The following is a 26,700-nucleotide window of genomic DNA, read 5'->3' as shown; positions in this document are numbered from 1 at the left end:
AATATTACAATATATCAGTTCCCAAGGCTCCAAAGCCTGCGACCGGAAGGATGATCTGCATGCAGCAGGTTCAGTCATTGGTAAGGGCAATCAGCATTCTGAACACGCTTGCGGATAGCGAGTACGGGATGACCTTGACCGAAATCGCCCATCAGGTGCATTTGCCGCCCTCTACCGTGCACCGGTTATTGACGACGATGCAGCATGAACGCTATGTCACATTCGATGGTGAACGAACGCTGTGGTCGATTGGCGTGCAGGCGTTCAGTGTGGGTAATGCCTTTACGAAAAACCGTAATCTTAGCCAGATCGCGCGCCCCTATATGCGCGCCTTGATGGAAGACAGTGGCGAAACGGTCAATCTGGCTGTGGCTGATGGCGGCGAAGTTATTTTCCTGTCGCAGGTGGAATGTCGCAAGATGATGCGGGCATTGGTAACGCCAGGCCGCCGGGCGTTGATGCATTGCTCGGGTGTGGGGAAGGCGCTGCTTGCATTTCTGCCTGATGAAGAGGTGAATGCGGTAATCACGCAGCATGGTCTGCCAAAAATCACCGAACGTACACTGATCAGTGCCGATACGCTGAAAAGTGATCTGAACCGGTCAAGGCAGCGTGGATACGCACTTGACGATGAAGAACATGCCATTGGCTTGCGCTGTGTAGCAGGCGTTGTACGTGATGAGACAGGACTGCCGATTGCGGCACTATCCCTGTCGGGCCCCGCTGCCCGCATACCGAACGAACGGATTGAACAGTTCGGATTGAAAGTCCGGCGGGTTTGTGCAGATCTTAGCCGTGAATATGGCGGCAAACCGGTGTAAGATGATCAGCCCGCATTGATGTTCATGCAGGCTGATCTTTAAACCTTGTATTGCGTTTTACATTCCCGGGCACGAAATGCCGGTTCCGCCAAGGCCGCAGTAACCATCCGGGTTCTTGTGCAGATACTGCTGATGGAAGTCTTCTGCATAGAAGAATGGCGGGGCGTCTTTGATTTCGGTTGTGATGGCATTCCGCCCGGCGGATTTGAGCGCATCAAGATATTGTTTTCTTGACGTCTCGGCGGCTTCTTTCTGTGTGTTGTTCAGGGTATAGATTACCGACCGGTACTGTGTGCCGATGTCATTGCCTTGGCGCATGCCCTGGGTCGGATCATGGTTTTCCCAGAACAGACGCAGCAGCGTCTGATATGAAATCACAGCCGGGTCATAGACCACCTGAACAACTTCCGCATGGCCGGTCATACCGCTGCAGACCTCCCGATAGGTCGGGTTTTCGGTGTAACCACCTGCATAACCTGCGGCTGTGGTATAGACGCCGTCCTGTTTCCAGAAAAGACGCTCCGCCCCCCAGAAACAACCCATGCCAAATACAACCGTTTCAAGGTTGTCTGGGAACGGACCTGTCATCGGGTTGCCTGTAACCACATGGCGATCTGCGACTTGCAATTTCTCGGCGCGACCGGGCAGGGCGGTTTCGGCAGACGGGATAGAGACTTTTTCTGGGGCGATCGAAGAGAACATGTCAGAACCTGCCTTGAGTTAATGGACTGAGTTGCAATTTAACCCAGATTGATGCTTTGGCAATTGCCTTCACGGTAAATTGTCTTCGAACATTCTTTTGGTAAGGGCCGTGCGGGACGCGATAATAAGAATCCTGCATGTCATTATCGCTGGAAGCCGCTGATTTGCGACGCGCAAGACATTTGAAATCATCCTTGCTGATTGGTGGCGGTGTAATCAACCTGTTCATCGGGTTCGTATTCCTGCCTCTGCCGCCCCCATTTTTCGGGATGGTTTTTATTGCGATTGGCATCCCGATGCTGGCGGCCGGGTCAAAACGCACAAGGCGTTTCATCCAGTATTTGCGTTGGCGATATTACCGGCACAACACCAGAATCGAGGCGGTTCTGAAGCGCCTGCCGGGGTTTCTTCGCAGGCATGGCCATAAGACAAGGCCGGAAGCGCTTCATCGACACCGGTCATTCGGTCACTGGGCAGGTAAAGCATCCGGGGCGAGTATGCCACCCGACGATAAATCAAAACCCTGAAGCTTTTTCCGAAGATGTGATTTCAGGGTTTTATGTGACGGATCAGACAGTCAATTCCGGCGCGTTTCAGGCCGCCACACGCTGATTGTGCTTCGGACTGGCTGGAGTACTTTCCGGTCATCAGACGGAAAAACAGACCTTGACCTTCAATCGCAATGCTTTGGACCTCGTGGCTTGCGCCACGAAGGATGCCGTTACCCATGGTTTCAAATTTCAACCAACGGGATTCAGCCATTTCACGCGAACGATAGGCCGCCAATTGCACCGCGTAATAAGAAGAACTGCTTGTTTGAACCGGTTGAGACGCTTCTGGCTTGGGTTCCGGTTCACGGATCGAAGGTGCAGGGGCCTCAGCAATCTTTGCTGGCTCGGTTCGAATTTCCGCAGTGCTCTCTTCAGCTTGGGCTTTGTTTGACGCATCCACCATTGGAACTTCGATCAAGGTGCTTTGTGATGCAGATGTTTCATCTTCCAGTTCCAGCGTGCCGCTTTCAATGGGACGCGTTGTTGAAATCAGAGCTTTGTTTGACGCCCTTGGCGTAACCGCATCGCCTTTTATCGTAGGTGGTGTCGTTGCCGCGGTTAGTTGCTCTGTTTGGGGGACAACAGACGGTGCAGCAATTTTCCTTGCTGGTCGGTCAACAGAGGTCAGGCGTGCTGTATTGCTGCTAACATCCATTTCCATTGCGGGACGCGCAGCCGTTGAATCCTCGGGCGGAATGTCGAGCGCGACAGTGTTTTTGTAAAAGTCGCGATTTCTTTGCACCGTCGGCGGATCGGGAAGTTCCGGGCCGGGCGCAACGATTGCCGAAGCAACCACCGCATCAATTTCGCGCGAGCGGGCAAGATCCGGATTGCTGATATCCATCGCCTTAATGCGCTTTTGTGCAAGGCTTGTGATCGTACCGCTTAGCATAATGCCGTTACCGCAATTGATCGAGATTGAGGCATTCGGATCGGCTGCGGTCAACCAGAGATAAAGGCGCCGCGCCTTTGCATGTTCGTTGGCAAGATCAAGTGCCATGGCATGACGCAGGTCATCGGCCGGATTGCCCTGCAGCGATATCGGTTCTGCTGCATTGTCATTCAGGGCTTGGTTCGAAACTGTCCCGGCAGATGCATTATCAAAGAAAAGACCGCAGGCAGCACTATCGATGCCAGATGCTATTGCCGTTTGCGATTGGCTGTCCGTATCGCTGATTTTGATTTGTTTGGACCCAGTTTTGTTGCCAAACAGCGACATCATATCGTCAGAAGAGCATCCGGAGAGCAGGGGGACGAACAGTGCAATCGTCAGGCAGCCGTATTTCCAGCGCGACGATATGACGGATTTGGCGCTTTTATTGATCAATTGGCACCTGATTTCCCTTTGAGCCCCCGAAGGTCCATTGCATGGACTTCACCAATTTTGCAACCGGGCGGCACACTGTCAAGCAGTCAGAGAAAACAGATGATCGATTTATCTCAGCGTTTCGCGGGATATCGTCGTTTCGATACGATTAGCGGTGTTATGCACTATCAGCGGTTCATCAATGGGATGACAATCCCGGCAAGAAGCACCAGAACGGTAATCGCCAGAACGATGTTGACGATCCCCTTGCTAAACTGGTTGGCTACTTCGTGGCTGACGCCGGAATCCTTTGCGCGTGATTTTGCCGCGCCGCCATTTCCTGCGCCACTTTCCTGACGGGTCAGGATTTTCACAACCTGTTTTTTGTCGCGTTTTGTGGCGTCGTCATATTTGTTTTCGACAACGCGAACTTCGGAATTGTTATTGTTGGTCAATGCGTTTTTCGCAGAATTGATCGCGCTTTGATAATCCGAAAGCGTTTCCAGGTCCATTTGCTGTCCTGTGCTGCGCACGACAACAACAGTATAACTTTTCCGCAGCACAGCGTCAGGCATGACCAAGTCCAGTTCCATGTATTACCCACAAGAGGGGTAATACATGGCGACAAATGTGTGTGTTGCAAAGCTATCCTAACGAATAGTTTCGGAAGGTTTTTTTGCGGTGCAAATCTATTGCGGAATTTTTGCTGACAGCTCTTTGTATTCGTCGCAATCCATACCGCAGACTTTCTCCAGTCGCGCAAGGTTTTCACGCGCCATGTCGGGCTTTCCGGTCTGAAGGAACAGTTCGCCCTGATATTCCAAAGCACCCTTGTGTTCCGGATCAATCATCAATGCGCGTTCGTAGTTTTGGGACGCACTTTCAAGATCGCCTGATTTCCGCTGACTATAAGCAAGATAGTTAAGGATATCGGCATTTTTCGGATCATCTTCGAGCATGCCTTCAAGGCTTGCGATAGCCGTGTCGTATTTGCCAGCATCAATCATTTCGACGACTTCGGACAGATCGGGTGTGTCGCTGCCCCAACTGCTGCCGCTGCCCATCGCCAAAGCTGCGGAGGATACAGTACCCAATGCAAGCGTCATTGCCAGCGATGCAATAAAATAACGGGTTTTACCTTTGGAATTCATTGTCGCTACCTTTTCCTTAAAAAACATATGCACCAGATACGTTGGGGGCTTGGGATCAGTTTCGGATTTAGCACAACTTTGCGTTAAGTGCAGTCACGAGTTGGTGAAAGAAATATATTCCAAAGCTCTGAATTAGGTGGCGATTGCCAAACGAGTGTTGAAACCTTTGGTTTTGCTGTGCCGTTCTGAAATACGCAAAATGCGAAGGCCCGCAATAAAACATGCGGGCCTTTGTGGTTTTGCCTTGAAGTGGGCAGGCGATCAGAAATCGGCTTCGATTACGCGATCACGGATTTCGGTCGCCATGTTTTCGGCCAGCTCATCAATCCCCATGGTTCTCTGATGCTGAAAACCGAGGCGACGGACCGAAGCTGTTTTTTCCTCTGCTTCGCGTTTGCCAAGAGCAAGGATCAGCGGGATTTTCGCGTGGCTGTGTTCGCGAACCTTGTAGCTGATCTTCTCATTTCGAAGATCAAGCTCAACATTCAAACCTTTGGCCCGAAGTGCTTTTTTGACGTCCTCTGCGTAGCTATCGGCTTCGTTGGTGATCGAGCAGATCACGGCATGAACAGGTGACAGCCAAAGCGGCAGGCGGCCGGCATAGTTTTCGATCAGAATGCCAATGAAGCGTTCGAGCGAGCCAAGGATCGCGCGATGCAGCATGACCGGACGATGCTTTTCACCATCTTCGCCCATATAGGACGCGTCAAGGCGTTCAGGTAGTACGAAGTCGGCCTGAAGCGTGCCACACTGCCAGTCACGACCAATCGCATCACGCAGAACAAACTCAAGCTTCGGCCCATAGAACGCGCCTTCGCCCGGGTTAATTTCAAGCGTCAGACCAGCTTCTTCGGCGGCTTCGCGAAGGGCGGCTTCTGCCTTGTCCCAGATTTCATCAGAACCGGCACGGACTTCCGGACGGTCCGAGAATTTGACGAGGATGTCGGTAAAGCCGAAATCCTTGTAAACCGATTTCAGAAGGTCACAGAAAATCTTGGTTTCCGAGACAATCTGGTCTTCTGTGCAGAAGATATGCGCGTCATCCTGAATGAACTGACGCACACGCATGATGCCATGCAGGCCGCCGGACGGTTCATTACGGTGGCAGCAGCCAAATTCAGCCATACGCAGCGGAAGATCACGATAGGATTTGCTGCCCATACGGAAAATCTGCACGTGGCACGGGCAGTTCATCGGCTTGAGAGCCAGAACCTTTTCCGGGTCGTCTTCATCCGGGGTTGTGGTGAACATGTTCTCGCGGAACTTTTCCCAGTGGCCGGATTTTTCCCAAAGGATACGGTCAACAAGCTGCGGTGTGCGCACTTCCTGATAACCTTCGGCATCAAGACGTTCACGGATATATGTTTCTACCTTGCGATACAGCTTCAGGCCCTTGTCGTGCCAGAAAACCGAACCCTGTGCTTCTTCCTGCATGTGGAAGAGGTCCATTTCGCGGCCAAGGCGGCGATGATCACGCTTTTCGGCTTCCTCAAGCATGTGCAGGTAGGCATCGAGGTCTTCCTGCGTTTCCCAGCAGGTACCATAGATACGTTGCAGCATCTCGTTATCCGAGTTGCCACGCCAATAGGCACCGGCAACCTTCATCAGTTTGAAGGCTTTGCCGATCTTGCCGGTCGACGGGGCATGCGGGCCACGGCACAGGTCAATGAAATTGCCCTGGCGATAGCAGGTGATGGTTTCGGTTTCCGGAAGATCGCGGATGATCTCGGCTTTATAGTTTTCGCCCTTGTCGAGGAAGAATTTGATCGCTTCGTTACGATCCCATACTTCGCGTTCGATTTTCTCGTTCCGCTCGACGATCTTGTGCATCTGCTTTTCGATCTTGATCAGATCGTCCGGCGTAAAGGGCGTCTTGCGGGCAAAGTCATAGTAGAAACCGTTTTCGATGGACGGGCCGATCGTGACCTGCGTGTCCGGATAGAGTTCCTGAACCGCTTCGGCCATGACATGGGCGCAGTCATGCCGGATCAGCGGCAGAACTTCCTTGTGCCCCTTGGTCACGATTTCGATGGCGGCATCAGTATCGATTTCGCGCGACAGGTCGCGCAATTCGCCGTTAACGATGATGGCAAAGGATTTCTTTGCCAGCGAGGGACTGATGCTTTTGGCAACATCGAAACCCGATACAGGACCGTCAAATTCGCGTACGGCGCCGTCCGGAAGGGTCAGGGCAATCATGTCTGGCTCAACTCTGCTTTATCTGCGGGCATAAATGTCATGTGCGCATTTTTCAAACCCGCATATTTACGCGGGCTTTAGGCACAAGAAAAGGAATTTCAGGATGAGGTCAAGTTCGCTCTTTGAAAAAAGCGACCGGGGAAACAACACAAAAAGCCGCGTTGCCCGAAAGACATGCGGTGATTGTGCATTCCATCAATTTATCGTCGGCCATGCCGTGCATTGATGCTATCCCGTTAATTGAAAAGCCAATATAGCATCAAAAGAGAGCAGGGCAAGCCGTAACCCGGTTAATATTTTACAGCAGTTCCTTGTTCTTGTAGTTTGCAAAAACACCAGATTGAAACGGCGCCACCACGCCAGAGCCTGATGAAAGTACGCCCCGTATGTCCAGTCCCGAAGTGCGCCGAAATGTTCTGTTTTTAAGTTTATGTGTTGCCCTGTCGGCGAGCGCGATGTCACTGCTGTTTACGGTTGCAGCCGTAATCGGTTATTCGCTGGCGCCAGATAAATCACTTTCTACGTTACCGGTTGCATTCACCATGATTGCAATGATGGCGACGACCGCTCCGTCGGCATTGATGATGAGCAGGTTCGGTCGCCGTGTCGGGTTCTGGATCGGATCTGGTATCGGCATGGTCGGTGCCGTGGCAGGCATGGGGACGGTCTATTGGGGGAATTTCTGGTTGCTGTGTGTAGCTTGCGCCTGCATCGGGTCTGCCAATGCCATCGCCATGCAATATCGTTTCGCCGCAGCCGAGGCTGCGCCGCCGGAATTCCGTTCTCGTGCGATTTCACTGACCATGCTGGGCGGGCTTGCTGCTGCCTTCGTCGGACCAAACCTGGCAAGTTTTGCACGCAACTGGTTTGATACGGTGCCATTTCTCGGAACTTTCCTGGCACTGATCGGGATTCAATTTCTGCTGGTTCTGGCGATCAGCCAGTTGCGCCTTCCTGATATGCGCGGCACCAAGCATGATGAACCGGCGCGTCCGCTCAGAGTGGTGATAGGGCAACCTGCCGTGATCGTTGCAATGATTGCCGGGGCACTTGGCTATGCGGTCATGAGCTTTGTCATGACAGCAACACCACTTGCGATCCTTGATTGCAATTACGAGTTCGGCGATGCCGCCTTCATCATTCAGTGGCATGTGGTGGGTATGTATGCGCCAGGTTTCTTTACCGGCAACCTGATCCGCCGGTTTGGTGCCCTTGGCATCATTCAGGTGGGGGCGGTGCTGAATCTGATCTGTCTCGCATTCGGTTTGGCCGGGGAGGATTTGATCGACAATTTCTGGCCGTCTCTTGTGCTGCTTGGGGTTGGATGGAATTTTATGTTCGTTGGCGCGACCACCTTCCTGACCGAAAACTATCGTCCGGCGGAGCAGGCCCGCGTACAGGCGATCAATGAATTTGTGGTGTTTGGTACTGTTGCCATTGCATCATTGTCAGCTGGCTCGATATATGCTGGGGCGGGATGGTCAACCTTGCTGTATTCGGCGGCCTTGCCGGTTGGGTTGGTGATGTTGGTGCTTGCCGGATACGCGTTGCGCCGCCGTCATCAACCGGCTTGAAAACTGCAAAAGGCCACTTGATGCGGCCTTTTTCGTGTCAGTGATGCCCGGCAAGAATATCAAGTGCGTGGGACCGAAATTCCCGATTGTATAAAACCAGCGTAACCCATGCGGCGCCGATGATGAACGCGACCGGATGATAGAACCACGCAAGTGCTGACAGCGCGAAGAAATAGGCGCGAATGCCGCGATTGAAATTGTGCGCTGACATCATGCTCATGCGTGATGCCCGGGCAGCTGCCCTGGCTGCATCCGGTGCGCTTGGGTCCGGGGCAGCACCGATCAGGATCGAACAATAGTTCGACAGACGGAATGCCCATGTGAACTTGAAGAACGCATAGATAAAGATCAGAATCAGCAGCACGACCTTGCATTCCCAGACTGCTGCCGTTGTTTCGACGGCAAAGGGCAGGGCGGATACCGTTTGGATTGCTTTTTCGGTGTAGCCAAGAAGTGCGATCAAACCAATCAGGACCAGAATGGTAGTCGATGAAAAGAAACTGATGCCGGTGATCAGGTTGCCCGCGATGGAGGTGTCAACCATGCGCAGATTACGTTGAAGCATCTGTTCCATCCAGCGATGCCGATTGCGCGCCATATGTGCCGAAATCGAATTACGCCGTCGCGAACTCGCATCGGCAAAGATGGTATAGCCCACCCACCAGAGAAATGCCCAACTAACAGCGGCAATGTCGAGTAACGTAAATTCGGGCATAATGTGATCCGTCTTTAAATTCGTTTCGACCGTAAAACACGGCGGCCTGTAACTTCATCCTACTGAGGATACATGTTTCTTCGCAATTGGGTTTAATGTTTCCTGTATTCATTCCGATCTGTGATCCATGCATGTCTGATCCCTATTGACCCGGTGCGGGTTGTGTTTTTCACCGATACAGAGTATGAGCGGCGCAAATTTTCACTGGAGAGCGACATGAGCGACCTCGAAAACGATCTTGGCGAAGACATCGACTTCGAAGAATTCGAAGCGCACACCGAACAGCTTCTGGCCGAAGGCCGTAACAAGGACGATCTGTTCGAATTTATCGGTTTCCTGAACATCAATGAAGTCGGCACGCACATGATCGCGGCCGAGATGGTTCTGGACGAAGATGCCATCGACCAGATGAGCAAGACGCTTCGCAAGCTTGATGTTGATCTGGGCCCGCTTGGTGAATTGACCGGTGGTCTTAAAGGCGGCGAAGACGTCAAACGTGCGCTTGCGGCTCTGTTCCTTGAATTGGTAGAGCTGTGCGAACTTGATGAAGACGATGAAGATGCCGGGGATCTTTCCGAAGAAGCGCTGGTGCTTTTGAATTTCGTTAAACGCTTTAATCCGCAGATGCGTCGCCTGACGGTGGCACTGACCGATACCGATGATGACGATGTCGCGTGCGAGTACGAAGTCACCAACTGGTAAGTCTTGGGACTTGCCCTTATGACAAAATATCATGTAGGCAAAGGCAGGGTGTTTTCATCCTGCCTTTTTCTTTGCCGGAGCCACCATTGTGACCACAGCCATTCTTGATGACGCGTCTGCACGTCTTCAGTCTTATCTTGATCGTTACGCAAAGGGGCAGGAACCGGTGGCGGATGCACCGCGACTTCGCCAATGGATCATTGATCATCAGGTTGATTTCGCGTCGGTCTTGGATTGCGATCTGAAAAGCTGTGCTAAAATCGTTTATGACTTTTCAAGCAATGACGATGTGGTGATTGGTGGTACCAGCGATCCGGCGCGCCAGACCGAAATCATGTGGCAGCAGATGGCGGATGCCAACGCGCCGGTAGGTGTCGGTCGTTATCGCGAAGACCGGATATGTTATCAATCCGATCAATTCAAAAATGATGGCGAGGCGCGCAGCCAGCATCTTGGCATTGATCTTTTCGCCCCGGCGGGTACGCCCGTTTATGTGCCACTTGATGGCGTCGTCCACAGCTTTGCCGATAACAATCTGCATCTTGATTATGGGCCGACCATCATCCTTGAACACAATCCGGAACCGGATGTGACTTTCTATACATTGTATGGTCACCTCAGCCGTGAATCGCTTGAGGGTCTTTATATCGGACAGCCCGTGGAAAAAGACCATCTGTTGTGTGCTTTTGGCGATTTCCCGATTAATGGCGACTGGATTCCGCATCTTCATTTTCAGATTATTTTCGATATGCTGGGTAAAAATGGAGATTATTTTGGGGCGGCAAAGCCATCGGAATGGGAAATCTGGGAAAGCATCTGTCCAAATGCCAATCTGATCCTGCAAATGCCTGAAAATGTGACGGCAAAGCGGGGGGGGCAGTAATGCAGCCTCGGCTTAAGGCTGGCATCTGGGTTCGCGGGCAGATTGCGATCTGCCAATCAAAGCTGATTACGGCGATGGTGGTGCACATGGGCAATGAAGATGCCGGTGCGGTGCTGCTGAAGCTCAATCGTTTTGCGGCCGGATGCTATGTCTTTTCGCGGGTGACTACACTTGATGGCGATATGGGCTGGATGCAGGTGGCCGGTGGCGCGGATGGTGGACGCGAGACCGAGTTCGCCTGCGACGAATACTGGCGCAAACAGGTGAAATTTGATCGCGATGTCTGGGTGCTGGAGATCGAGGATCACAAGGGCGAATACGAGCTTGATGCGCCACTGGTCGATTTTTGATGGATGAGATTTCCGAAGTGCTAAATCAAGAAGGGCCCGCAAGATGTTGCGAGCCCTTTGGTGTTTTGGCGAGCGCCAATCAGGCGGTGCGCTGCAGCAGGTGGTAACCGAAATCGGTTTCCACCACGTCGGATGTGGTGCCGACTTCCATGTTGAAAGCAGCGGCATCGAATTCCGGAACCATCATGCCACGTCCAAAGAAGCCAAGGTCGCCACCCTGCTGACCGGACGGACAGTCAGAGTTTGCTTTGGCGACTTCACCGAAGTCAGCACCATTGGCGATCTGGTCTTTGAGCGCGTTGATTTCGGTAAGCGCTTCTTCTTTGGTGCGGGTTGCACTGGAGCGTGCCGAACCAGCATACATCAGAAGAATGTGCGACGCGCGAACTTGTTCACTCATAACTCGTCCTTTCTTCCACAGGTGGGTTGCACCCTGCGGATTTTCTGCAAGATTAGAAATCTATGGGGAATGCAAAGGGTCCAAACCGATGTGCAGGCGTATCTTCACGTGTACATGGGCTTGGGCCCTAGACTTTCTCCATGCCTTGTGGCTTGTTACGACAAAATGATCAGAGATGAAAGAGAAGAGGCGTTTTAATGCTTGCTGTCGTTTCTCCGGCAAAGAAACTTGATTTCGAAACGGATGCACCTGAAATGGCCGTTTCAGAACCGCAATTTCTCGACGATACTGAAGAACTTATTGAAGTCGCGCGTAAAAAAAGCCGCAGCGATTTGATGAAGCTGATGGGGATCAGTGAAAATCTTGCTGATCTGAATTATCAGCGCTTTGCCCATTTTTCACGGCCTTTTGATCGTACAAACGCCAAGCCGGCAATTTACGCGTTCCGTGGTGATACCTATGTCGGTCTTGATACCGACACGATGGATCAAAAAGATATCGACTGGGCCGAAAACCATTTCCGGATGCTTTCGGGCCTTTATGGTCTTTTGAAACCGCGTGATTTGATGCAGCCCTATCGTCTTGAAATGGGAACCCGACTTTCGAACCCACGTGGCAAGGATCTTTATGCATTCTGGGGTGATAAGATTGCCAGACAGATCAATACTATTACCGCTGATCACAAGAACCGCAGCCTGATCAATCTGGCATCGCATGAATACTTCAAGTCGGTGAAAGAAGATGTGCTTGACGGTCCGGTGATCACGCCGGTCTTCAAGGAAGTCAAAGCCGGTGTTGGCAAGGTCATTGGTTTCTCGGCCAAACGTGCACGTGGCATGATGGCGCGTTACATGATCGACAATCGTCTGGAAAAGCCCGAGGACCTTAAATCGTTCGATATGGACGGTTATCGCTATCAAAAAGATCAGTCGAATGATAACGAGTGGATATTTACACGCGAACATAACTGATAACAGAAGTGGTGCGATCGTATGACCGACGACCATCTTGAGCAGCTTGAAGATGACAACCATCTGCCGGAAGCTCATCCGTTTTCCGGATATCTGCGGACTTTCTTCCGTGGACCGGGGCGTTCACGCAGCCTGACGCGCGAAGAGGCATTTGAAGCCTTTTCAATGATCCTGCGTGACGAGGTGGAACCGATCCAACTGGGCGCGTTTCTTTTGATGCTGCGTTATCGTGCCGAAACGCCCGAAGAACTGGCAGGCATGATCGAAGCCGTTCGCAAGGCCGCGCGGCTTGAGCTGGACGATGAAAGCCTGATTCCGGAAAAATGTCATCCGATGCTGGATTGGCCATCCTATGCGGCAGGGCGTTCGCGCGGTTTGCCGTGGTTCGTGCTGTCGGCGATGTTGCTGTCGCGGAATGGTATTCCGGTTCTGATGCATGGCTATAATTCGCACCTGACCAACGGTGTGAGCACCGAGGTTGCGGTCAAGACGCTAAAATTGCCCTTGGCGATGTCGGCCGACGAAGCACGTTCCGATATTGCGTCGAAGGGCTTTGCCTATTTGCCGCTGCGCCACATCCATCCGAAATTGCAGGAGCTGATTGGTCTGCGGCCTTTATTGGGGTTGCGCAGTCCGGTCAATACCCTGCTGCGTCTGCTTAATCCGTTGCAGGCGCGTGCGGCGTTTCTTGGCGTATTCCATCCGGCGTTTCTTGATGTTCACCGGGAAACGGGAAAGCTTCTGGAATTACCGCGTATTGGCGTCATCAAGGGCGGCGGCGGTGAGGCGGAACGCACACCGTTCAAGCATGTCGATCTTCGTATGCTTGACAATGGCGAGCTTAGCGACGTTCGCTGGCCGGCACTTCTGGCGCGGACTGAAAAGGACGATGAAGACAACAGCCCGGTGACCTTGCAGCATTTTATGGCCGTATGGCGCGGCGAGGTCGAAGACAGTGCCGCGATTGCGCGCATCAAAGGCAGTGCGGCAATGGGGGCGTTCCTTGCAGGCAAGGCCGACTACATGGACGAAGCCGAAGCACTGGTTGATGGCTGGTGGGAAAAACGTGACCGCAAGATCGGTTAAAAATCGCAGTTATGAGTGACTGCGAAATCAAATCACGGGATGGTGAGACGAGCCATCCCCTTTTGTTATTTTCAGAATGAAGAGTTTGGTTCTTTCAGGAACGCAATTTCATCTGGCGTTGATGTCCGCCCCAGAATGTCATTACGGTGCGGATAGCGACCGAAACGATCAATGATCCGTTTGTGTTTGATTTCGTAGCCATGATTGTTTTCAAGGCCCGGCTGGTTAAACAAATCCAGTGCGATTTCGTGAATGGCTTCTGATTCCGAATGCATGTAGGGCATATACAGGAAGGATTTTTCGGCGGGCTTGGTCAGTTTGGTATCAAAGCCATGTGCAATGGCTTCCTGTGCCAGAGCGAGTGCCATAGGGTCGGAGGCAAAGGATTCCGGTTTGTCGCGATAGATGTTGCGAGAAAATTGATCCAGAATAATGATTTCAGCCAGTCGGCCATGTGCGGTTTTGCGCCAGCCATACAATTCCCCGGCTGCCGCGGCGGCATGAAAATCAGCAAATCGTTCCGCGATATGACGGTCAATTGCAGTGTCTTTTTCAAACCATTGTTTAGGCTCAAGTTCCTTGAACCAGAACACAAGAATGGATTCAGGTTTCATGGGGCGTTTCCCGTTCTTTTAAGATTGCTGAAGCATAGGCGAGCTCGCAAATGCCAGCAAGTCAGGCTTTGGATATAACGCCATCCTGAAGGCGAACGGAACGTGTTGCGACATGATCAAGAAATAGATGATCATGGGAAATGATCACCATCGCCTGTGGTAAAGAGCGCAAAATTGCGATCAGACGTTGCTCGACATCGGCATCAAGCCCGTTGGTTGGCTCGTCAAGCAGAAGGATTTCGGGCGACATCGCCAGAACTGTTGCAAGTGCAACCAGTCGCTTTTCACCACCGGAAAGCTGATAAGTGATCCGGGTTTCAAATCCGCCCAGTCCGAGATCAGCTAGCGTTTGCATAGCTATTTTTCGCGCATCATAGCGCGATTGACCAAGGTTAAGCGGGCCAAACATCACGTCTTCAAGAACGGTCGGGCAGAAAAGCTGATCATCGGAATCTTGAAACAGCAACCCAACCCGGCCGCGAACGGCGCGAAATTCTGATTCTGTTTCGCATCTTGACCCAAGAATGGCTATCTCGCCATTCTCTGCTGTGACTAAACCCATCAGACAATGCAACAGGCTGCTTTTTCCAGCGCCATTCGCCCCCATCAGGGCCAATCTTTCACCGGTCCGCAGGTACAGGTCCACACCATTCAAGACCTTGCGCCCGGTGGGGAAGGTGAAATGCAGGTTTTTGACTGTGATCAGATCAGCGGCGGACATGCGACCTCCAACCCGATCAGGGCAGCGGTGAAAAGGATGAGGGCACTGGCAAACAGATAATCCTGAGGACTGAACCGGGGCAGGGAGCCGAAATGCATATGACCGTGATAGGCACGACATTTCATCGCCCAAAGAATGCGTTCTGAACGATCATGGCTGCGCACCAGCAGCATCCCAAGTAAATATCCAAAACTGCGCCAGCTATGACGATTGTTACGCGCGACAAAGGCGCGTGCCCGCATGGCAACATGCAGGCGCAGATATTCCCGCCGCAAAAGATCGATATAGCGAATGGTAAACATGAAAAGCGTCACCAGCTTTGCCGGAACGTATATCCCCTGCAAACCCCGCCCCAGAAGGATTGCATCCATTCCGCCCACCAGTGCAATCAGAACAAGGATCGCAGCATTTGCCTTAAGCGCGATCAGCACGGCCTGAAAGAGGCCCTGATAGCTGGCGTCAAAACCCCAAAGGGTGAATATCACATCACCGGGCACGGTAAAGGGCAACATGGTCAGCATCACAAGGATGAAGCCATCCATGGTCAAAACCATTTTAAGTGTTCTGGACCAGTCGGGTTTGGCAAAGCCGGTAATGATCGCAGCGACCAGAACCAGCATTGCTAATGGTTGCCAGCTTGAAAAACTGACGGCTGTTACGATCAGTGCGAGAGCTGCCAGCAAACGACAGCGTGGATCAATCCGTGACAGAACTGAATTGGATCGTGACGGTACAAGGACATTTGTCGCGCCGATCATGGTTTTTCATTCTGCTGATCGGGCCTTGATTTTCCGGCCCTGAACCATGCAAAGGCCCCGAATATTCCGACGATGACACCAATCCCACCCAGAAGATCGGAGAATCGGACTTTGTCCTCATAGGCAACCAGCTGTTCGCGCAAGGGCCGAACATGACGGGATACAGCCGCATCAATCAGGTTGTCCAACTCGTCCCGCGAAAGGGTGACCGTTGTGTTGGAACTATCCGTGGCAATGATTGTCGATGAGGGATCTTTTTTTTTGCTTTGAGACGAGGATGCTGTGTCAATCTGGCTGACCTGAACATCGATACCTTCATTTCCTGAGGGCAATTGACTGGAAAGCTCATCACCATTGATTTCGAAGCTGGCGATATGGCCATCACCGGAATTGGCTTCGATGACATAATCCTGTTGGTGGCTGACGCGAAGTTTGAATTCACCCTGACCATCGGTCTTTCCGGCAAAAATAACGCGACCTGTATCATCGAGAAGCTGGATTTCCGCAGCATGTGGCCGGGCACCGCCCCCGAAATAGGCATAGCCGTCGATGACGTCGCCGTTTCCCATCGCGAAAACATGCAGGCTATGTGCCTGGGCATTGACGGATATGAACAGCGTGCCGATCAGAACAGAAAATACGTATAAAACGGGAAATCGCGGCATCGATCAGGCAGCACTTCGAAGCGAGCCGACGGGGGCCAACATGACCGGACGGACTTTTTTGACAAGATGCACGGCTGCTGCGGTCAGGATACCTTCAACCACCATGACCGGTATGTGGCTCATGACCACAAGCTTTGCGGTTGGAACAAATTCCTGCCCGCTGGCTGCAAGTGACAGGCCAACCATTATGCTTGAAAGGGCAATGGCACCGGACCCGGCGACAAAACCTGCCAGCAAGATCGATTTACCTTCGGCACGTGCCAGAAACGGTGAAACCAGCCACCACATCAAAACCGCAGGTAGGGCGATGTTGATTGTATTTACACCCAAAGCGGTAATGCCGCCGAAACCAAAGAAAACCGCCTGCAATAACAGTCCGATGAATATTGCCGGGAAAACAGCCCAGCCCAGCATCAAACCTGCCAAGCCATTTACGATAAGATGTGCGCTGCTTGGCCCGACAGGAACATGGATCAGGGAGGCAATAAAGAAAACCGCACTCATCATCGCCACGCGGGGCATCGCATCAATATCGATTTTGCGAAGTCCGAAACCGATACCTGCAACCGCAAAAACGGCGCCGGCTACAACGACTTCACTCGATAGGGCTCCATCGACGATGTGCATGGTCAAATCCCTGTTAAGTGCATTTGCAATCCTGACGTCTACAGGACTGGCCTGCAAACGGATCAATTTACGTGTGCATTTTGTTCTGGTGGGGCAGGCAGGTCATAAATCCTACCTGAAAATCGTAGCGATTTCGCAGTCGCGAAGTCAAGCGGGTTTCATATTTTTTACAAATAAGTATGACAGGCTTCGCGTGTTGCTCGAAAGTCAGTCCATTGGGTCGGTTTTAACCCAGATAACACCGCCGCGTTCGACTGGGACCTGATCATCCGATCCTGGGGCCGTCATCGTGCCATCTTCGACCAAGGCGGCAAACGCCCACCAACCATCATGGGGCATGGCATAGTTGAAAACACCATTGCCATCGGCTTTGATGACCTGCGTTGAAAAACTTTCGTTTGGTAGTGTGATGCTACCGTCATTGGCATATTCAACCTCGACCTCGGCAAACGGTACCGGTTCGCCGTTATGACGGACAATCGCGCTGAATACATTACCTGTCCAGATGCCATAGGGGCGGGTCAGGGGCTCTATCTCGACCGGGAAGCCGACCATCTGGTCCCATTCTTCACCGGCACCAAACGCATCAATGATCGTTTTGGTGTACTGGACGATGTATTTACCCTCGGAGGGTTCGAAATAGGGAATCGGTTCGACATAAAGCGCGTATCCGCCGGGACGATCAATGCGGAATGTGGCGTCGAAGGCTGCTTTGCCATCGACCGTCTTTGCCACCAGACTGTCGCGAAGATCGGTTTTATTGCCGTCGGTCTGAATGCCAAACCGAACCGGCCGTGCCATTTCCATTGCCGGGCCATTGGTCATTGGATGGGTAAAGGTCAGGTCGACCTCGATATCGCGACCGGTTTCCTGAGTGACCACGTTGGTTGACGGTATCATCTTCTGGAAGTGAGCCTGTGTAGCATGCTGGGCACTGATCAGCAACCCAAATGAAAAGCCCGCGGTCACGATAAACCGGAAAGGAATCGACATCTTTCTGTCCTGTGAAACTGGAATGATGCCGTACCCTATGGTGACCGATTTGCCGGGTCAATCCATTGAAACAAGATATTTCATAAAATATTTTAAAACGTATGATTTTCTGGGATTTATCGAAACCGGCGATGAAAGCCGGTTTCGATACAGTCATATGGTCTTGTTAACTGGATGCCTTTATCAGGGGATTGTCATCAATGTCGGTTTCTGATGCCAGCCGTGCATGCTTCTGGCGTTGTTTCTGTCGCCATGTGTCGAGGAACAGCAGGATTGGTGCCGCGATATAGATCGACGATGTCGTGGCAATCACAACGCCGAACACCATCGGAACGGCAAAACTTTCAACGGCAGACCCGCCCCAGATCGCCATTGGCACCATCGCAAAAAGGGTTGTAAGAGATGTGAAAAGGCACCGGGCAAGTGACTGGTTGATCGACATGTCGATGATTTCACGCATCGGCATTTTTCGATAAAGCCTCAGGTTTTCGCGCATCCGGTCATAAACCACCACCTTATCATTGACCGAATAGCCGATCAGGGTGAGCAGGGCTGCAATGGCCGTCAGGTTGAAGTCGAGCCCCATAATCGCGAAAAAGCCGATGGTCTTGGTCACATCAAGGATCAATGTCACAATCGCGCCAACGGCAAATGGCCATTCAAACCGCCACCAGATATAGCACAGCATCGCGAGGCTTGCGAAGATGACAGCGCTGACACCAGATTGGGCCAATTCACCGCTGACTTTGGGACCAACGACTTCTGTGCGTTCAAAATCTGCTGCCGGATCAATTGATTGTACGGCTTTCTTAACTGTCTCGACGGCTGCTGTCTGTGCCTGTTCGCCGCCCGGCTGACGTTCAACCCGGATCAGGATATGGCCATCCTTGCCGATATCCTGAAGGCTGACATCGCCAAGCCCCAATGTCGAAAGTTCCTGTCGCAAGGCTCCAAGGTCAAGCGGGCTGTTACCGTCATTCGCACTGCTACTGGCAACTTCAACCTGAATGCCGCCCTTGAAATCAACCCCGTAATCAAGACCGGGTTTGAAGAACAATCCGATTGAAATAGCAGACAGCAAAAGCGACATTCCGATGCCGAGAAAACGTGCCCGCATGAAAGAAATGCTGGTTTTTTCGGGCATGAAACGCCAAAGCGGTTCAATGACGAGCTTTTTCATACGGGTGCGCCAGACGATTTCGGTCATGATGACCCGAACCACGGCAACCGCGGTAAACATCGAAATCACGATGCCAAGACCCATGGTGATGGCAAAGCCACGCACCGGGCCGGACCCGAACTCAAACAAAAGGGCGGTTGCGATAAGGGTTGTTATGTTGGAATCAACAATCGTGGCATAAGCACGCTTGAACCCGGAATCGAGCGCCATGAACGCCGAAAGGCCCCTTTTGGTTTCTTCCCTGATACGTTCGTTGATCAGAACGTTGGCATCAACTGCAAGCCCGATCCCCAAAACAATCCCGGCAATACCGGGCAGGGTCAGTGTTGCTCCCATCAGGCTCAGTGCGCCGAATGTCAGCATGACGTTAAGGCCAAGTGCCAGATTGGCGATCATGCCCCATCGCCCATACAGGAAAAACATCAATCCGGTGACCAGTCCCAACCCGATCAGGCCGGTATAAAGGCCCATCTCGATGGCATCTGCACCAAGGTCGGGGCCGACGGTTCGTTCTTCGATCACGGTCATTGGTGCAGGCAGGGACCCGGCACGAAGAAGTGCAGAAAGTGTTACCGTTTCACCAACCGTAAAGCTGCCGCTGATCTGGCCCGAGCCACCGGTTATCGCTTCCCGGATGACTGGTGCGCTAAGGACTTCGTTGTCCAGAACAATGGCAAAGGGTTTTCCAACATTGGCGCGTGTGATATCGGCGAACTTTGCCGCACCGGCCGTATCAAACCGGAAATTGACAACTGGTTGATGGCTTTGCGGATCAAATCCGGCATGGGCATCTGTCAGATGATCGCCCGAAAGGGCTGGAGTACGATGCAAGTGATAGCTTTGCCCGTCCTTGTCCTGCAAAGTTAGTACGCTGCTGTCGCGTTTATCGGTCCTGCTGCGATCCGCGAGCATATAGAAGCCAAGCTTTGCGGTGCTGCCCAGAAGTTTTCGGACCTGTGACGGGTCCTGAACGCCGGGCAACTGAACCAGAACACGATCACTGCCAATCCGCTGGATCGTTGGTTCCGATACGCCTATCTGGTCAATGCGGCTTCGAATGATCTCAAGGCTTTGCTGGGCGCTGGCGTCGACCCGGTTGCGAATGCCCTGTTCGCTAAGTGCGATATGGATGCTGTTATCGGATGGCGCGGTAATGACAAATTCTGCCGTTGATCCGTGTCGTGGTGTTTCAACCTGCGCATTGGCAAGGTATTCCAGGGCATCAAGGGCACCGTCGTGGTCCTTGGTATCAGACAGGCTTACAATCACCTGATCATTACTGATCTGAATGCTGTTGACGTCGATATGGGCTTTGCGAAGGGCGGTTGTGACATCATCGCGTGTGATTTCAAGGCGTTCGGCGATCATTGCCGCAGTATCGATTTCAAGCACAAGGTGCGATCCGCCGCGCAGATCAAGGCCAAGGGCAACCTGGCGTGTTGGTAAAAATGAGGGCCAGTCTGCAAGCTGAGCCGGGGTGAAAAGGTTTGGCAGGGCTGTCAGAAAACCTGTCAGAAGGACAAGGCTATAGACAACCACGCGCCATCTTGGTGTACGCATAAAACAAACTCCGGACAGCCTTTAGACCGGGCAATTGTGATGCCCGGCGATGCTGTCACCTGATTTTGGGGAACACAGCGCGTATCGCGCCGCAATGTCAAATAACCGAAATCAGGCCGCAAAGGGCGGAGAACGCGGAGAAAATGGAAGGGTTTCTGTGTCCGGTGTCGTGACCGCGATTGCAACAAACCAGCGTATCGTCTGCGTATCGGTTGCGTAAATCCCGACAGAGGCTTGGACTGTCGCGTTATCGGGGAATGTTGGCTGATGAGTTGGAACATCGTCCCGGTTTTGACGATTGCCTGTTATGGCGCGATCTGTTGCAACCGGAAGGACAGCCTGTGCCGGGCCACTATCGTGATTGACGGTATTAAACGGATAGGGGAAAGTCGATCTATCGGAAAGCGGTTTGGCGGTGATTGATGTCCCGCCACCAAACAGAACAAGCGCGCAGGCGATCAGGCAAAAAGCAGCACCTCGCATCAGGCTCGAACGGGGCCGATTGCGATCAGGATGATCTGCTGCCTTTACGGCTTGGTTGAGTGGTTGGTTCATGATGGTCCAGCAAGCGACGAAACAGCGACAGATATGGCGTGACGTCAAAAAAAACACAAGCCCGGCAATAAAATCTTATCGGGACAGTGGGGCAACAAGGGGAACACGAAATGCTCAGGATGGTTTATGTCACCCCGGATGGTGGGCGTCATTGGGTTGATTCTGCCTGGCGGGAAACCGCAACGCTTCATAATGCGGTTGCCAATTGTGCCCCCGGGGATCTGATCCGTTTGATGCCGGGGAATTACTTTCTGCCTGAGCCGGTCGATATCCCGACCAGTGGCCTCGAAGATCAGCCGATTATCATTCGGGGTGAATATGGTGCGATCCTTGATGGCAGACGTCCGCCAAATCCTGAAATCTCCGCCACCGATCCCGGCAGCGGCAGATATGCCGCGTTTCGCATTATCGGGAAACGACATATTCGCCTCGACAATATCCGGATTGAACGTGCATGGCCCAGTGCGGTCTATATTCGCGACAGCAACGATCTGACATTCAAAAATCTTCAAATCCGGGGCGGGACATATGCCTTCTATGCAACGGGCGAAAATACATCACGCATTACCATCGAAAACTGCGACTGGATTCAGGATGATGTGATCTGGCGTTACCTTGACTGGGCGATGATCCATGACGGCGAAATCACACCGGGCAAGGAGGCACCATATCGATACCTGAACGGTGCATTCTTTGGGGCGGATGACATTGCGGGTGATATCGTGATCCGTGGCAACGATGTGCGCCATTGCTATAACGCCATTCGAATGGATGTATCCGCGGCCAATATGCAAAAGCCTATCGGCAGCTTTAACCGCAATGTCCGGATCATCGATAACCGGTTCAGTTTCGTGCGTGACAATCCGGTTGAACCCGAAGCAACTGCCGTGGGTTGGTGGGTGGCCTATAACCAGTTCTATAACTGTCACAAGCTTTTCTCGCAGGATGATCTGGCGGGCGGGTACTGGTATTATTTCGGCAATCGCGGTTGGTTCGATAGCCGCCCTGGACCGGAAGGTGATGAAAACAACGGTGGTGCCGTTTTCAAATTCGGCAAGGCAAGCCATGCGCAGCCAAGCCTGCCCTTTGAATGCTTCCACAACAGCTTCTTCCTGCGTCAGAAATACGTGAAAAAGGGCGCAACCATGATGTGGCAAAACCGGCGCAACGCCATTGGTTATGCCGATCCGGCGACTTTGCCTGTCAACCTGATGCCTCTTGATCAGACATTGTTTGGTCATACTGACGAACTTGATCTTGGCCGGGATGAAGATCGCGGTGTACGGTTTTCCGGTGATGTGTGCAATCACGCGACTTATCCCGTGATATTTGATGCCTGGCCCGGTGTGCTAAGCAATCCACGACCGGCGACGGGGCCGATATTCAAGGCAGGTATATGCGGTGATCTGGAACTGGTTTCAGACCATGCCGAAGGATATGACGACGCACTTGAAGTGCCAATGCCAGACGGCACTGTCTGGAAATCCGATCCCCAAAGCTGGCCGGGGGCATTAACCGGCAAAAGGCTGGTTAACGGGCCAGAATATGTGCCGGTTGATTTGGCATATATCCGCTCCAAGGTTGATGAAAATTATTCAGGCACAGGGGATTAGGTGATCTGGCGACGTTGTCGTAATCTTGGGGATGGCTTGCCGCGAAGTGACGTAAGCGTAAATATATTGACTTGCAAGTCCGAATGTTGCGATGCTGCGCCATTACATTCATTCAACAAGAAAAAACATGAACGACAAGCTTTATAGCATTACCGAACTTGCCGAAGAGTTCGACATCACGCCGCGCGCCATTCGATTTTATGAAACCAAAAGCCTGCTATCACCCCAGCGGGCCGGTGCGACGCGTGTATATAACTATCGTGATCGCGCGCGCCTTATGCTGGTGCTGCGTGGCAAACGTCTTGGTTTTTCGCTTGAAGACATCAAGGAATATATTGATCTTTATGACGCTAAACGGTCGGGTACAGATCAACTGGCGCATCTGATGCTGGTCGGGCGTCGTCGCATTTCCGAACTGGAACAGCAGCTTGAAGACGTTCAGACAACCTTGGGCGAACTTCGCAAGATCGAAAGCGAGGCCGCCGACGCCTTGCGCGAAAAGGGGATTGACCCAGAAAAGGCATTGGCACACATCAAAGCCAAACTGACGCCTGAAACCGCGTAATTTTTGGATGTCGTCTGATGGCAAAATAAAAACCCGGCCAATTCAATGTGACCGGGCTTTTTTCATGATTTATCAACCCGATATCAGGCGACGTCGCGTTGCAAGGGCAGGGTGACTTCAAACACTTCCTCATCGGCAAGATATTTGCGCGAGAAGCCCAGTTTTTCGCAAAGCGTCAGCATACGGCGGTTATCTGGCAGAACCTGCCCGATAAAGGTTTCTGTCCCTTTCTGGCGGCAGAATTCGATCATCTTTTCCATTAATATGCGGCCAAGCCCGCGCCCTTTGATGTCTGAGCGAACCATAATCGCATATTCGGCATGTTCGTTGTTCGGATCGATTACGACCTGAACAATGCCATGGATATCGCCTGCTTCTGGCCCCTCTGGCACGATGGCCAGGAATGCCATATCCCTATCGTAATCAAGTTGTGTCTGGCGGGCCATTTCCGAATGCGGCAATTCACGGACCGAGCCAAAGAACCGGAAATGAATGTCTTCCGGTGTCAGTTTCGACATGAATTCATAGTGCTTCGGCTCGTCTTCTGGCTTGATCGGACGCAGAAGATATTTTGTCCCGTCTTCAAGGATCAGTTCCTGTTTCAGGTGGCGCGGATAGGGGTGAATTGCCAGACGTTGATCATCGCCAACCACTTTTGGTGTCACCTTGATCCGTGCGTCCAGTGCTATCACCCCGGTCTGATCAATCAGAAGCGGGTTCATGTCGAGTTCAAGCACCTCGCCAAGATGCACAACCAACTGTGACAGCCGCACCAGCGTGACGTAAAGCTGTTCGAGGTTGACCGGCGGCACATCGCGATAACCGCGCAGCAGATTATAGATACGCGTTCCTTCCACAAGCTCGCGCGCCAGCTTCATATTCAGCGGTGGTAGCGCCATGGCCCGGTCGCGGACTACTTCAACTTCGACCCCGCCATGACCAAACAGGATCACCGGGCCAAAAATCGGATCGGTGGTCATGCCAACGATCAATTCACGTGCACCGGCACGTTTGATCATTTCCTGAACGGTAAAGCCTCGTACCCGCGCATTTGGGAATTTCTGTTTGACGGTCCGCAGCATCTTGTTGCCGGCAGCTCGAAGCTCTTCGTCACTGTCGATATTCAGAACCACACCGCCAACGTCGGACTTGTGGCTGATATCATCCGAGAGAATCTTGAGCGCGACCGGATAACCGATGGCATTCGCCGTTTCGATGGCGTCATCAACCGATTCTGCGGCTACGGTTTTGACCGTATTGATGCCATAGCATTCCAGAACGGCTTTTGCCTCTGGCTCGGTCAACATATCGCGCCCCGAATGAATGGCTGTGTGGATTATCTGGCGCGCCTTGTCGGTTTCCGGCGTGAAATCCTGCGGAACTGATGGCGGCGTTTCCATCAGGACTTCCTGCAATTTGCGGTAATTCACCATATGCTGGAAGGCGGCAACGGCATTTTCCGGGGTACGATATGTCGGGATCCCAGCGGCATAAAACAGATTGCGTGCCTTGGCGACGGTTGCCTCGCCAACCCAGTTGGTCAGGATGTTTTTGCGACTGTCCTTGATCGCATCAATCACGCCTTGGGCAACTTCCACCGGATCGGTGATAGCGGTTGGGGCATGCATGACCAGAAGGCTGTCGATATTGGGATCTTTCAGGACCGCATCAATCGACTTTGCATATCGTTCGCCCGGGGCATCGCCGATAATGTCGATCGGGTTTGCATGTGACCAGGTCGATGGCAAGACACCGTTAAGCGCCTCGATCGTGCTATCTTCAAGCTTGGCAAGATGGCCTTGGCGTTCAATCAGGGCATCAACGGCCAAAACGCCAATACCGCCCCCATTTGTGATAATGCCAAGTTTGTCGCCCCGGAACGGGCGCATACGTGACAAGGTTTCTGCGGCGGAGAACATTTCCGAAACTGTATAAACGCGCAGAACGCCCGCACGTTTGATGGCGGCATCAAACACGTCATCGGCTCCGGCCAGCGCGCCGGTATGCGATGCGGCTGCGGCTGCACCCTCGGCAAAGCGGCCCGATTTGATGCAAAGGATCGGCTTATTGCGCGATGCGGCGCGTGCTGCGGAAATGAAACCGCGGCGTTCCTGAATGGATTCGATATAAAGCATGATCGCACGCGTATTCGGATCCGACCCCAGATAATCGATCACGTCGCCGAAATCGACATCGTCGCATTCGCCTAACGATATAAAGTGCGAAAAACCGATGCCGCGTGCCGCCGCCCAGTCGAGAACAGCGGTGCAAAGCGCGCCCGACTGCGACACAAAAGCGATTTTGCCACTGCCGATGCTTTGATGACTGAAACTGGCATTGAGTCCGATACCCGGCACCATCAGGCCAAGACAGTTTGGGCCCAGCAGGCGCATTTTGTGGCTTGCGGCAATTTCAAGCATCGCCTGTTTCACGCTGCGGTGATCGTCATATTGTTCGGCACCAAGACCCGCGGTCAGCACAATGGCTGCCATGCAGCCTTTGGCGGCAAGGCATTCCATGGTTGGCACAACGGCTTTGGGAGGAACGCAAATAACGGCAAGTTCGGGAACAACCGGCAGGTTTTCAACATCAGGGTAGGCCAGAACACCACCAATTGACTGGCTGTGCGGATTAACCGGCATGATCGGTCCGTCAAAACCGCCTGCCAGCAGATTGCGCATGATCACCTGTCCAACGGAATGGGACCGATTGGATGCGCCGATGACTGCGACCGATTTTGGTTTGAAAAGATGGTCCAGATTGATCGTGCTCATGACCGAATTCCCGCTTTTTCCATGGGGCACGCGATGACGCGGCCGGTGGCAATTGAATGGCCATCATATTTGTTCCGGCCACCTGTCAAAATCCGCTTTCGCAGATGCGAGATCATATTTCGTCAAAGAGTATATTGTTTTGCTGTGGATCAATAAAGCATTGTGGACATAACGGTTTCGCACAACCGTCATATGCCATCCAAACATCTGCTGATCGGCAAGTTTATTTAATCGGCTTTAATTAATGCAGATGCCCATTATGACTTTCGTCATCGAAACGCTCGGACTGTTCAATCCATTCCTCGACTTCGCTGGCACTTTGCATGGCCAGCGCTATTTCCAGATCATTTTGAACATGGGCAAGGCTGTCAAACATCGGGCACCAGCCAAATGCCTGGATACGTTCATCGGTCGTAGAGGAAATTGTAAACAGATCACCATCTATCCGGTGCACAAGGCCATGAATGACATCGTCTTCGCAGACAATCATCCAGCCCTCAGTCGCACCGGAAAGCGTGCCAAGTTTCACTTGTTTCAATTCGATTTTGGCTGTTTTCATGGTCGATAGGTCCGGTTTTGGGGCGGATAAAGCAATATCAAAAGAAAAAGGGACCGAACAAATTGTTCGGTCCCTTTTTAATTGGCTCCGGCAGCAGGACTCGAA

27 protein-coding genes are annotated in these 26,700 nt (G+C 52.4%); 9 read left to right on the top strand and 18 right to left on the bottom strand.

Translation table 11 applies throughout. The features are described from left to right. The first annotated feature begins 59 nt into the window (after positions 1-59). Positions 60-821: an IclR family transcriptional regulator gene (locus tag SMB34_RS02365; protein ID WP_007092152.1), complete on the top strand. Its 762-nt coding sequence runs from the start codon at positions 60-62 to the stop codon at positions 819-821. Positions 822-878: 57 nt separating this feature from the next. Here SMB34_RS02365 and msrA read toward each other — a convergent pair whose 3' ends face one another. From msrA to thrS, 6 genes are all read right to left on the bottom strand, one after another. Then, a complete protein-coding gene (msrA, locus tag SMB34_RS02360; protein WP_007092153.1) occupies positions 879-1,523 on the bottom strand; it encodes a peptide-methionine (S)-S-oxide reductase MsrA in 645 nt (214 codons plus the stop codon). A gap of 1 nt (position 1,524) precedes the next feature. Further along, positions 1,525-1,857, bottom strand: a complete 333-nt coding sequence (locus tag SMB34_RS20995; protein ID WP_139328151.1) for a hypothetical protein — start codon at positions 1,855-1,857, stop codon at positions 1,525-1,527. Positions 1,858-2,072: 215 nt separating this feature from the next. Continuing rightward, positions 2,073-3,401 (bottom strand): SPOR domain-containing protein, encoded by a 1,329-nt coding sequence (locus SMB34_RS02350; protein WP_037987527.1) that lies wholly within the window; start codon positions 3,399-3,401, stop codon positions 2,073-2,075. A gap of 167 nt (positions 3,402-3,568) precedes the next feature. Continuing rightward, entirely contained in the window at positions 3,569-3,892 is a 324-nt protein-coding gene (locus SMB34_RS02345; RefSeq protein WP_233421863.1) for a hypothetical protein, read from the bottom strand. A gap of 177 nt (positions 3,893-4,069) precedes the next feature. Beyond that, a complete protein-coding gene (locus tag SMB34_RS02340; protein WP_007092157.1) occupies positions 4,070-4,531 on the bottom strand; it encodes a tetratricopeptide repeat protein in 462 nt (153 codons plus the stop codon). 261 nt (positions 4,532-4,792) lie between these two features. Then, positions 4,793-6,730 (bottom strand): threonine--tRNA ligase, encoded by a 1,938-nt coding sequence (gene thrS, locus SMB34_RS02335; RefSeq protein ID WP_007092158.1) that lies wholly within the window; start codon positions 6,728-6,730, stop codon positions 4,793-4,795. Positions 6,731-7,116: 386 nt separating this feature from the next. Here thrS and SMB34_RS02330 point away from each other — a divergent pair, with 386 nt between their 5' ends. Then, positions 7,117-8,304 carry an MFS transporter gene (locus tag SMB34_RS02330; protein ID WP_007092159.1) on the top strand — a complete coding sequence of 396 codons (1,188 nt, stop codon included), beginning with the start codon at positions 7,117-7,119 and terminating at the stop codon, positions 8,302-8,304. Between the two features lie 37 nt (positions 8,305-8,341). On the opposite strand, the gene SMB34_RS02325 is transcribed toward SMB34_RS02330, so the two are convergent. Further along, a complete protein-coding gene (locus SMB34_RS02325) occupies positions 8,342-9,019 on the bottom strand; it encodes a DUF599 domain-containing protein (protein WP_007092160.1) in 678 nt (225 codons plus the stop codon). A 216-nt stretch (positions 9,020-9,235) separates the two neighbouring features. On the opposite strand from SMB34_RS02325, the gene SMB34_RS02320 reads away from it, so the two are divergent. The 3 genes from SMB34_RS02320 to SMB34_RS02310 all read left to right on the top strand — a co-directional run bounded on the left by SMB34_RS02320 (position 9,236) and on the right by SMB34_RS02310 (position 10,954). After that, positions 9,236-9,721 carry a hypothetical protein gene (locus SMB34_RS02320; protein WP_007092161.1) on the top strand — a complete coding sequence of 162 codons (486 nt, stop codon included), beginning with the start codon at positions 9,236-9,238 and terminating at the stop codon, positions 9,719-9,721. Between the two features lie 88 nt (positions 9,722-9,809). Beyond that, positions 9,810-10,604, top strand: a complete 795-nt coding sequence (locus SMB34_RS02315; protein WP_037987526.1) for a peptidoglycan DD-metalloendopeptidase family protein — start codon at positions 9,810-9,812, stop codon at positions 10,602-10,604. After that, entirely contained in the window at positions 10,604-10,954 is a 351-nt protein-coding gene (locus SMB34_RS02310) for a DUF1491 family protein (RefSeq protein ID WP_007092163.1), read from the top strand. Before SMB34_RS02315 ends, SMB34_RS02310 begins: the two co-directional genes overlap by 1 nt. Before the next feature lie 79 nt (positions 10,955-11,033). On the opposite strand, the gene SMB34_RS02305 is transcribed toward SMB34_RS02310, so the two are convergent. Next, the gene (locus SMB34_RS02305) at positions 11,034-11,354 is read right to left on the bottom strand and encodes a peptidylprolyl isomerase (protein WP_007092164.1); all 321 of its coding nucleotides are present in this window, start codon (positions 11,352-11,354) and stop codon (positions 11,034-11,036) included. A 197-nt stretch (positions 11,355-11,551) separates the two neighbouring features. On the opposite strand from SMB34_RS02305, the gene yaaA reads away from it, so the two are divergent. Together yaaA and SMB34_RS02295 are read left to right on the top strand one after the other, a co-directional pair. Next, positions 11,552-12,325 (top strand): peroxide stress protein YaaA, encoded by a 774-nt coding sequence (gene yaaA, locus SMB34_RS02300; protein ID WP_037987525.1) that lies wholly within the window; start codon positions 11,552-11,554, stop codon positions 12,323-12,325. A 21-nt stretch (positions 12,326-12,346) separates the two neighbouring features. Continuing rightward, positions 12,347-13,411, top strand: coding sequence for a glycosyl transferase family protein (locus tag SMB34_RS02295; RefSeq protein WP_007092166.1), 1,065 nt, complete (start codon positions 12,347-12,349; stop codon positions 13,409-13,411). A 71-nt stretch (positions 13,412-13,482) separates the two neighbouring features. On the opposite strand, the gene SMB34_RS02290 is transcribed toward SMB34_RS02295, so the two are convergent. From SMB34_RS02290 to SMB34_RS02255, 8 genes are all read right to left on the bottom strand, one after another. Further along, positions 13,483-14,025: a DUF924 family protein gene (locus tag SMB34_RS02290; RefSeq protein ID WP_037987524.1), complete on the bottom strand. Its 543-nt coding sequence runs from the start codon at positions 14,023-14,025 to the stop codon at positions 13,483-13,485. A 61-nt stretch (positions 14,026-14,086) separates the two neighbouring features. Beyond that, positions 14,087-14,746, bottom strand: a complete 660-nt coding sequence (locus SMB34_RS02285) for an energy-coupling factor ABC transporter ATP-binding protein (RefSeq protein ID WP_007092168.1) — start codon at positions 14,744-14,746, stop codon at positions 14,087-14,089. Then, positions 14,728-15,504: a cobalt ECF transporter T component CbiQ gene (gene cbiQ, locus SMB34_RS02280; RefSeq protein ID WP_037987523.1), complete on the bottom strand. Its 777-nt coding sequence runs from the start codon at positions 15,502-15,504 to the stop codon at positions 14,728-14,730. Before cbiQ ends, SMB34_RS02285 begins: the two co-directional genes overlap by 19 nt. Further along, on the bottom strand, positions 15,501-16,169 hold the full coding sequence (locus tag SMB34_RS20560) for a hypothetical protein (RefSeq protein WP_051682084.1): 669 nt from the start codon (positions 16,167-16,169) through the stop codon (positions 15,501-15,503). Before SMB34_RS20560 ends, cbiQ begins: the two co-directional genes overlap by 4 nt. Positions 16,170-16,172: 3 nt before the next feature. After that, positions 16,173-16,796 (bottom strand): cobalt transporter CbiM, encoded by a 624-nt coding sequence (gene cbiM / locus SMB34_RS02270; protein ID WP_037987522.1) that lies wholly within the window; start codon positions 16,794-16,796, stop codon positions 16,173-16,175. 207 nt (positions 16,797-17,003) lie between these two features. Then, positions 17,004-17,789: a DUF4198 domain-containing protein gene (locus SMB34_RS02265; RefSeq protein ID WP_037987521.1), complete on the bottom strand. Its 786-nt coding sequence runs from the start codon at positions 17,787-17,789 to the stop codon at positions 17,004-17,006. 166 nt (positions 17,790-17,955) lie between these two features. Beyond that, positions 17,956-20,529, bottom strand: coding sequence for a protein translocase subunit SecD (gene secD, locus SMB34_RS02260; protein ID WP_037987520.1), 2,574 nt, complete (start codon positions 20,527-20,529; stop codon positions 17,956-17,958). 111 nt (positions 20,530-20,640) lie between these two features. Next, complete coding sequence (locus SMB34_RS02255; RefSeq protein WP_156962626.1) at positions 20,641-21,084, bottom strand: hypothetical protein; 444 nt, start codon at positions 21,082-21,084, stop codon at positions 20,641-20,643. Between the two features lie 110 nt (positions 21,085-21,194). Here SMB34_RS02255 and SMB34_RS02250 point away from each other — a divergent pair, with 110 nt between their 5' ends. Both SMB34_RS02250 and SMB34_RS02245 read left to right on the top strand, forming a co-directional pair. Next, a complete protein-coding gene (locus SMB34_RS02250; RefSeq protein WP_051682083.1) occupies positions 21,195-22,697 on the top strand; it encodes a right-handed parallel beta-helix repeat-containing protein in 1,503 nt (500 codons plus the stop codon). A 127-nt stretch (positions 22,698-22,824) separates the two neighbouring features. Beyond that, positions 22,825-23,262 carry a MerR family transcriptional regulator gene (locus tag SMB34_RS02245; RefSeq protein ID WP_037987581.1) on the top strand — a complete coding sequence of 146 codons (438 nt, stop codon included), beginning with the start codon at positions 22,825-22,827 and terminating at the stop codon, positions 23,260-23,262. An 83-nt stretch (positions 23,263-23,345) separates the two neighbouring features. On the opposite strand, the gene SMB34_RS02240 is transcribed toward SMB34_RS02245, so the two are convergent. Further along, positions 23,346-26,036: a bifunctional acetate--CoA ligase family protein/GNAT family N-acetyltransferase gene (locus tag SMB34_RS02240; RefSeq protein ID WP_037987518.1), complete on the bottom strand. Its 2,691-nt coding sequence runs from the start codon at positions 26,034-26,036 to the stop codon at positions 23,346-23,348. 241 nt (positions 26,037-26,277) lie between these two features. Further along, positions 26,278-26,595 carry a hypothetical protein gene (locus SMB34_RS02235; RefSeq protein ID WP_007092178.1) on the bottom strand — a complete coding sequence of 106 codons (318 nt, stop codon included), beginning with the start codon at positions 26,593-26,595 and terminating at the stop codon, positions 26,278-26,280. Between the last annotated feature and the right edge of the window lie 105 nt (positions 26,596-26,700).

This window comes from Thalassospira permensis NBRC 106175 (assembly GCF_000714555.1).
Taxonomy (GTDB): Bacteria; Pseudomonadota; Alphaproteobacteria; order Rhodospirillales; family Thalassospiraceae; genus Thalassospira; species Thalassospira xiamenensis.
The sequence above is the reverse complement of the archived record's forward strand: the minus strand, read 5'-3'. Positions and strand labels throughout refer to the sequence as shown.

Coding starts and splice junctions, on each gene's coding strand:
- SMB34_RS02365 (WP_007092152.1), top strand. CDS start 60: ATGCAGCAGGTTCAGTCATTGGTAAGGGCAATCAGCATTCTGAACACG.
- yaaA (WP_037987525.1), top strand. CDS start 11,552: ATGCTTGCTGTCGTTTCTCCGGCAAAGAAACTTGATTTCGAAACGGAT.
- SMB34_RS02255 (WP_156962626.1), bottom strand. CDS start 21,084: ATGAACCAACCACTCAACCAAGCCGTAAAGGCAGCAGATCATCCTGAT.
- thrS (WP_007092158.1), bottom strand. CDS start 6,730: ATGATTGCCCTGACCCTTCCGGACGGCGCCGTACGCGAATTTGACGGT.
- SMB34_RS02345 (WP_233421863.1), bottom strand. CDS start 3,892: ATGGACCTGGAAACGCTTTCGGATTATCAAAGCGCGATCAATTCTGCG.
- SMB34_RS02265 (WP_037987521.1), bottom strand. CDS start 17,789: ATGTCGATTCCTTTCCGGTTTATCGTGACCGCGGGCTTTTCATTTGGG.
- SMB34_RS02295 (WP_007092166.1), top strand. CDS start 12,347: ATGACCGACGACCATCTTGAGCAGCTTGAAGATGACAACCATCTGCCG.
- cbiM (WP_037987522.1), bottom strand. CDS start 16,796: ATGCACATCGTCGATGGAGCCCTATCGAGTGAAGTCGTTGTAGCCGGC.
- SMB34_RS02240 (WP_037987518.1), bottom strand. CDS start 26,036: ATGAGCACGATCAATCTGGACCATCTTTTCAAACCAAAATCGGTCGCA.
- SMB34_RS20560 (WP_051682084.1), bottom strand. CDS start 16,169: ATGCCGCGATTTCCCGTTTTATACGTATTTTCTGTTCTGATCGGCACG.
- msrA (WP_007092153.1), bottom strand. CDS start 1,523: ATGTTCTCTTCGATCGCCCCAGAAAAAGTCTCTATCCCGTCTGCCGAA.
- SMB34_RS02320 (WP_007092161.1), top strand. CDS start 9,236: ATGAGCGACCTCGAAAACGATCTTGGCGAAGACATCGACTTCGAAGAA.
- SMB34_RS02250 (WP_051682083.1), top strand. CDS start 21,195: ATGCTCAGGATGGTTTATGTCACCCCGGATGGTGGGCGTCATTGGGTT.
- SMB34_RS02305 (WP_007092164.1), bottom strand. CDS start 11,354: ATGAGTGAACAAGTTCGCGCGTCGCACATTCTTCTGATGTATGCTGGT.
- SMB34_RS02310 (WP_007092163.1), top strand. CDS start 10,604: ATGCAGCCTCGGCTTAAGGCTGGCATCTGGGTTCGCGGGCAGATTGCG.
- SMB34_RS02285 (WP_007092168.1), bottom strand. CDS start 14,746: ATGTCCGCCGCTGATCTGATCACAGTCAAAAACCTGCATTTCACCTTC.
- cbiQ (WP_037987523.1), bottom strand. CDS start 15,504: ATGATCGGCGCGACAAATGTCCTTGTACCGTCACGATCCAATTCAGTT.
- secD (WP_037987520.1), bottom strand. CDS start 20,529: ATGCGTACACCAAGATGGCGCGTGGTTGTCTATAGCCTTGTCCTTCTG.
- SMB34_RS20995 (WP_139328151.1), bottom strand. CDS start 1,857: ATGAAACGCCTTGTGCGTTTTGACCCGGCCGCCAGCATCGGGATGCCA.
- SMB34_RS02330 (WP_007092159.1), top strand. CDS start 7,117: ATGTCCAGTCCCGAAGTGCGCCGAAATGTTCTGTTTTTAAGTTTATGT.
- SMB34_RS02325 (WP_007092160.1), bottom strand. CDS start 9,019: ATGCCCGAATTTACGTTACTCGACATTGCCGCTGTTAGTTGGGCATTT.
- SMB34_RS02290 (WP_037987524.1), bottom strand. CDS start 14,025: ATGAAACCTGAATCCATTCTTGTGTTCTGGTTCAAGGAACTTGAGCCT.
- SMB34_RS02235 (WP_007092178.1), bottom strand. CDS start 26,595: ATGAAAACAGCCAAAATCGAATTGAAACAAGTGAAACTTGGCACGCTT.
- SMB34_RS02245 (WP_037987581.1), top strand. CDS start 22,825: ATGAACGACAAGCTTTATAGCATTACCGAACTTGCCGAAGAGTTCGAC.
- SMB34_RS02340 (WP_007092157.1), bottom strand. CDS start 4,531: ATGAATTCCAAAGGTAAAACCCGTTATTTTATTGCATCGCTGGCAATG.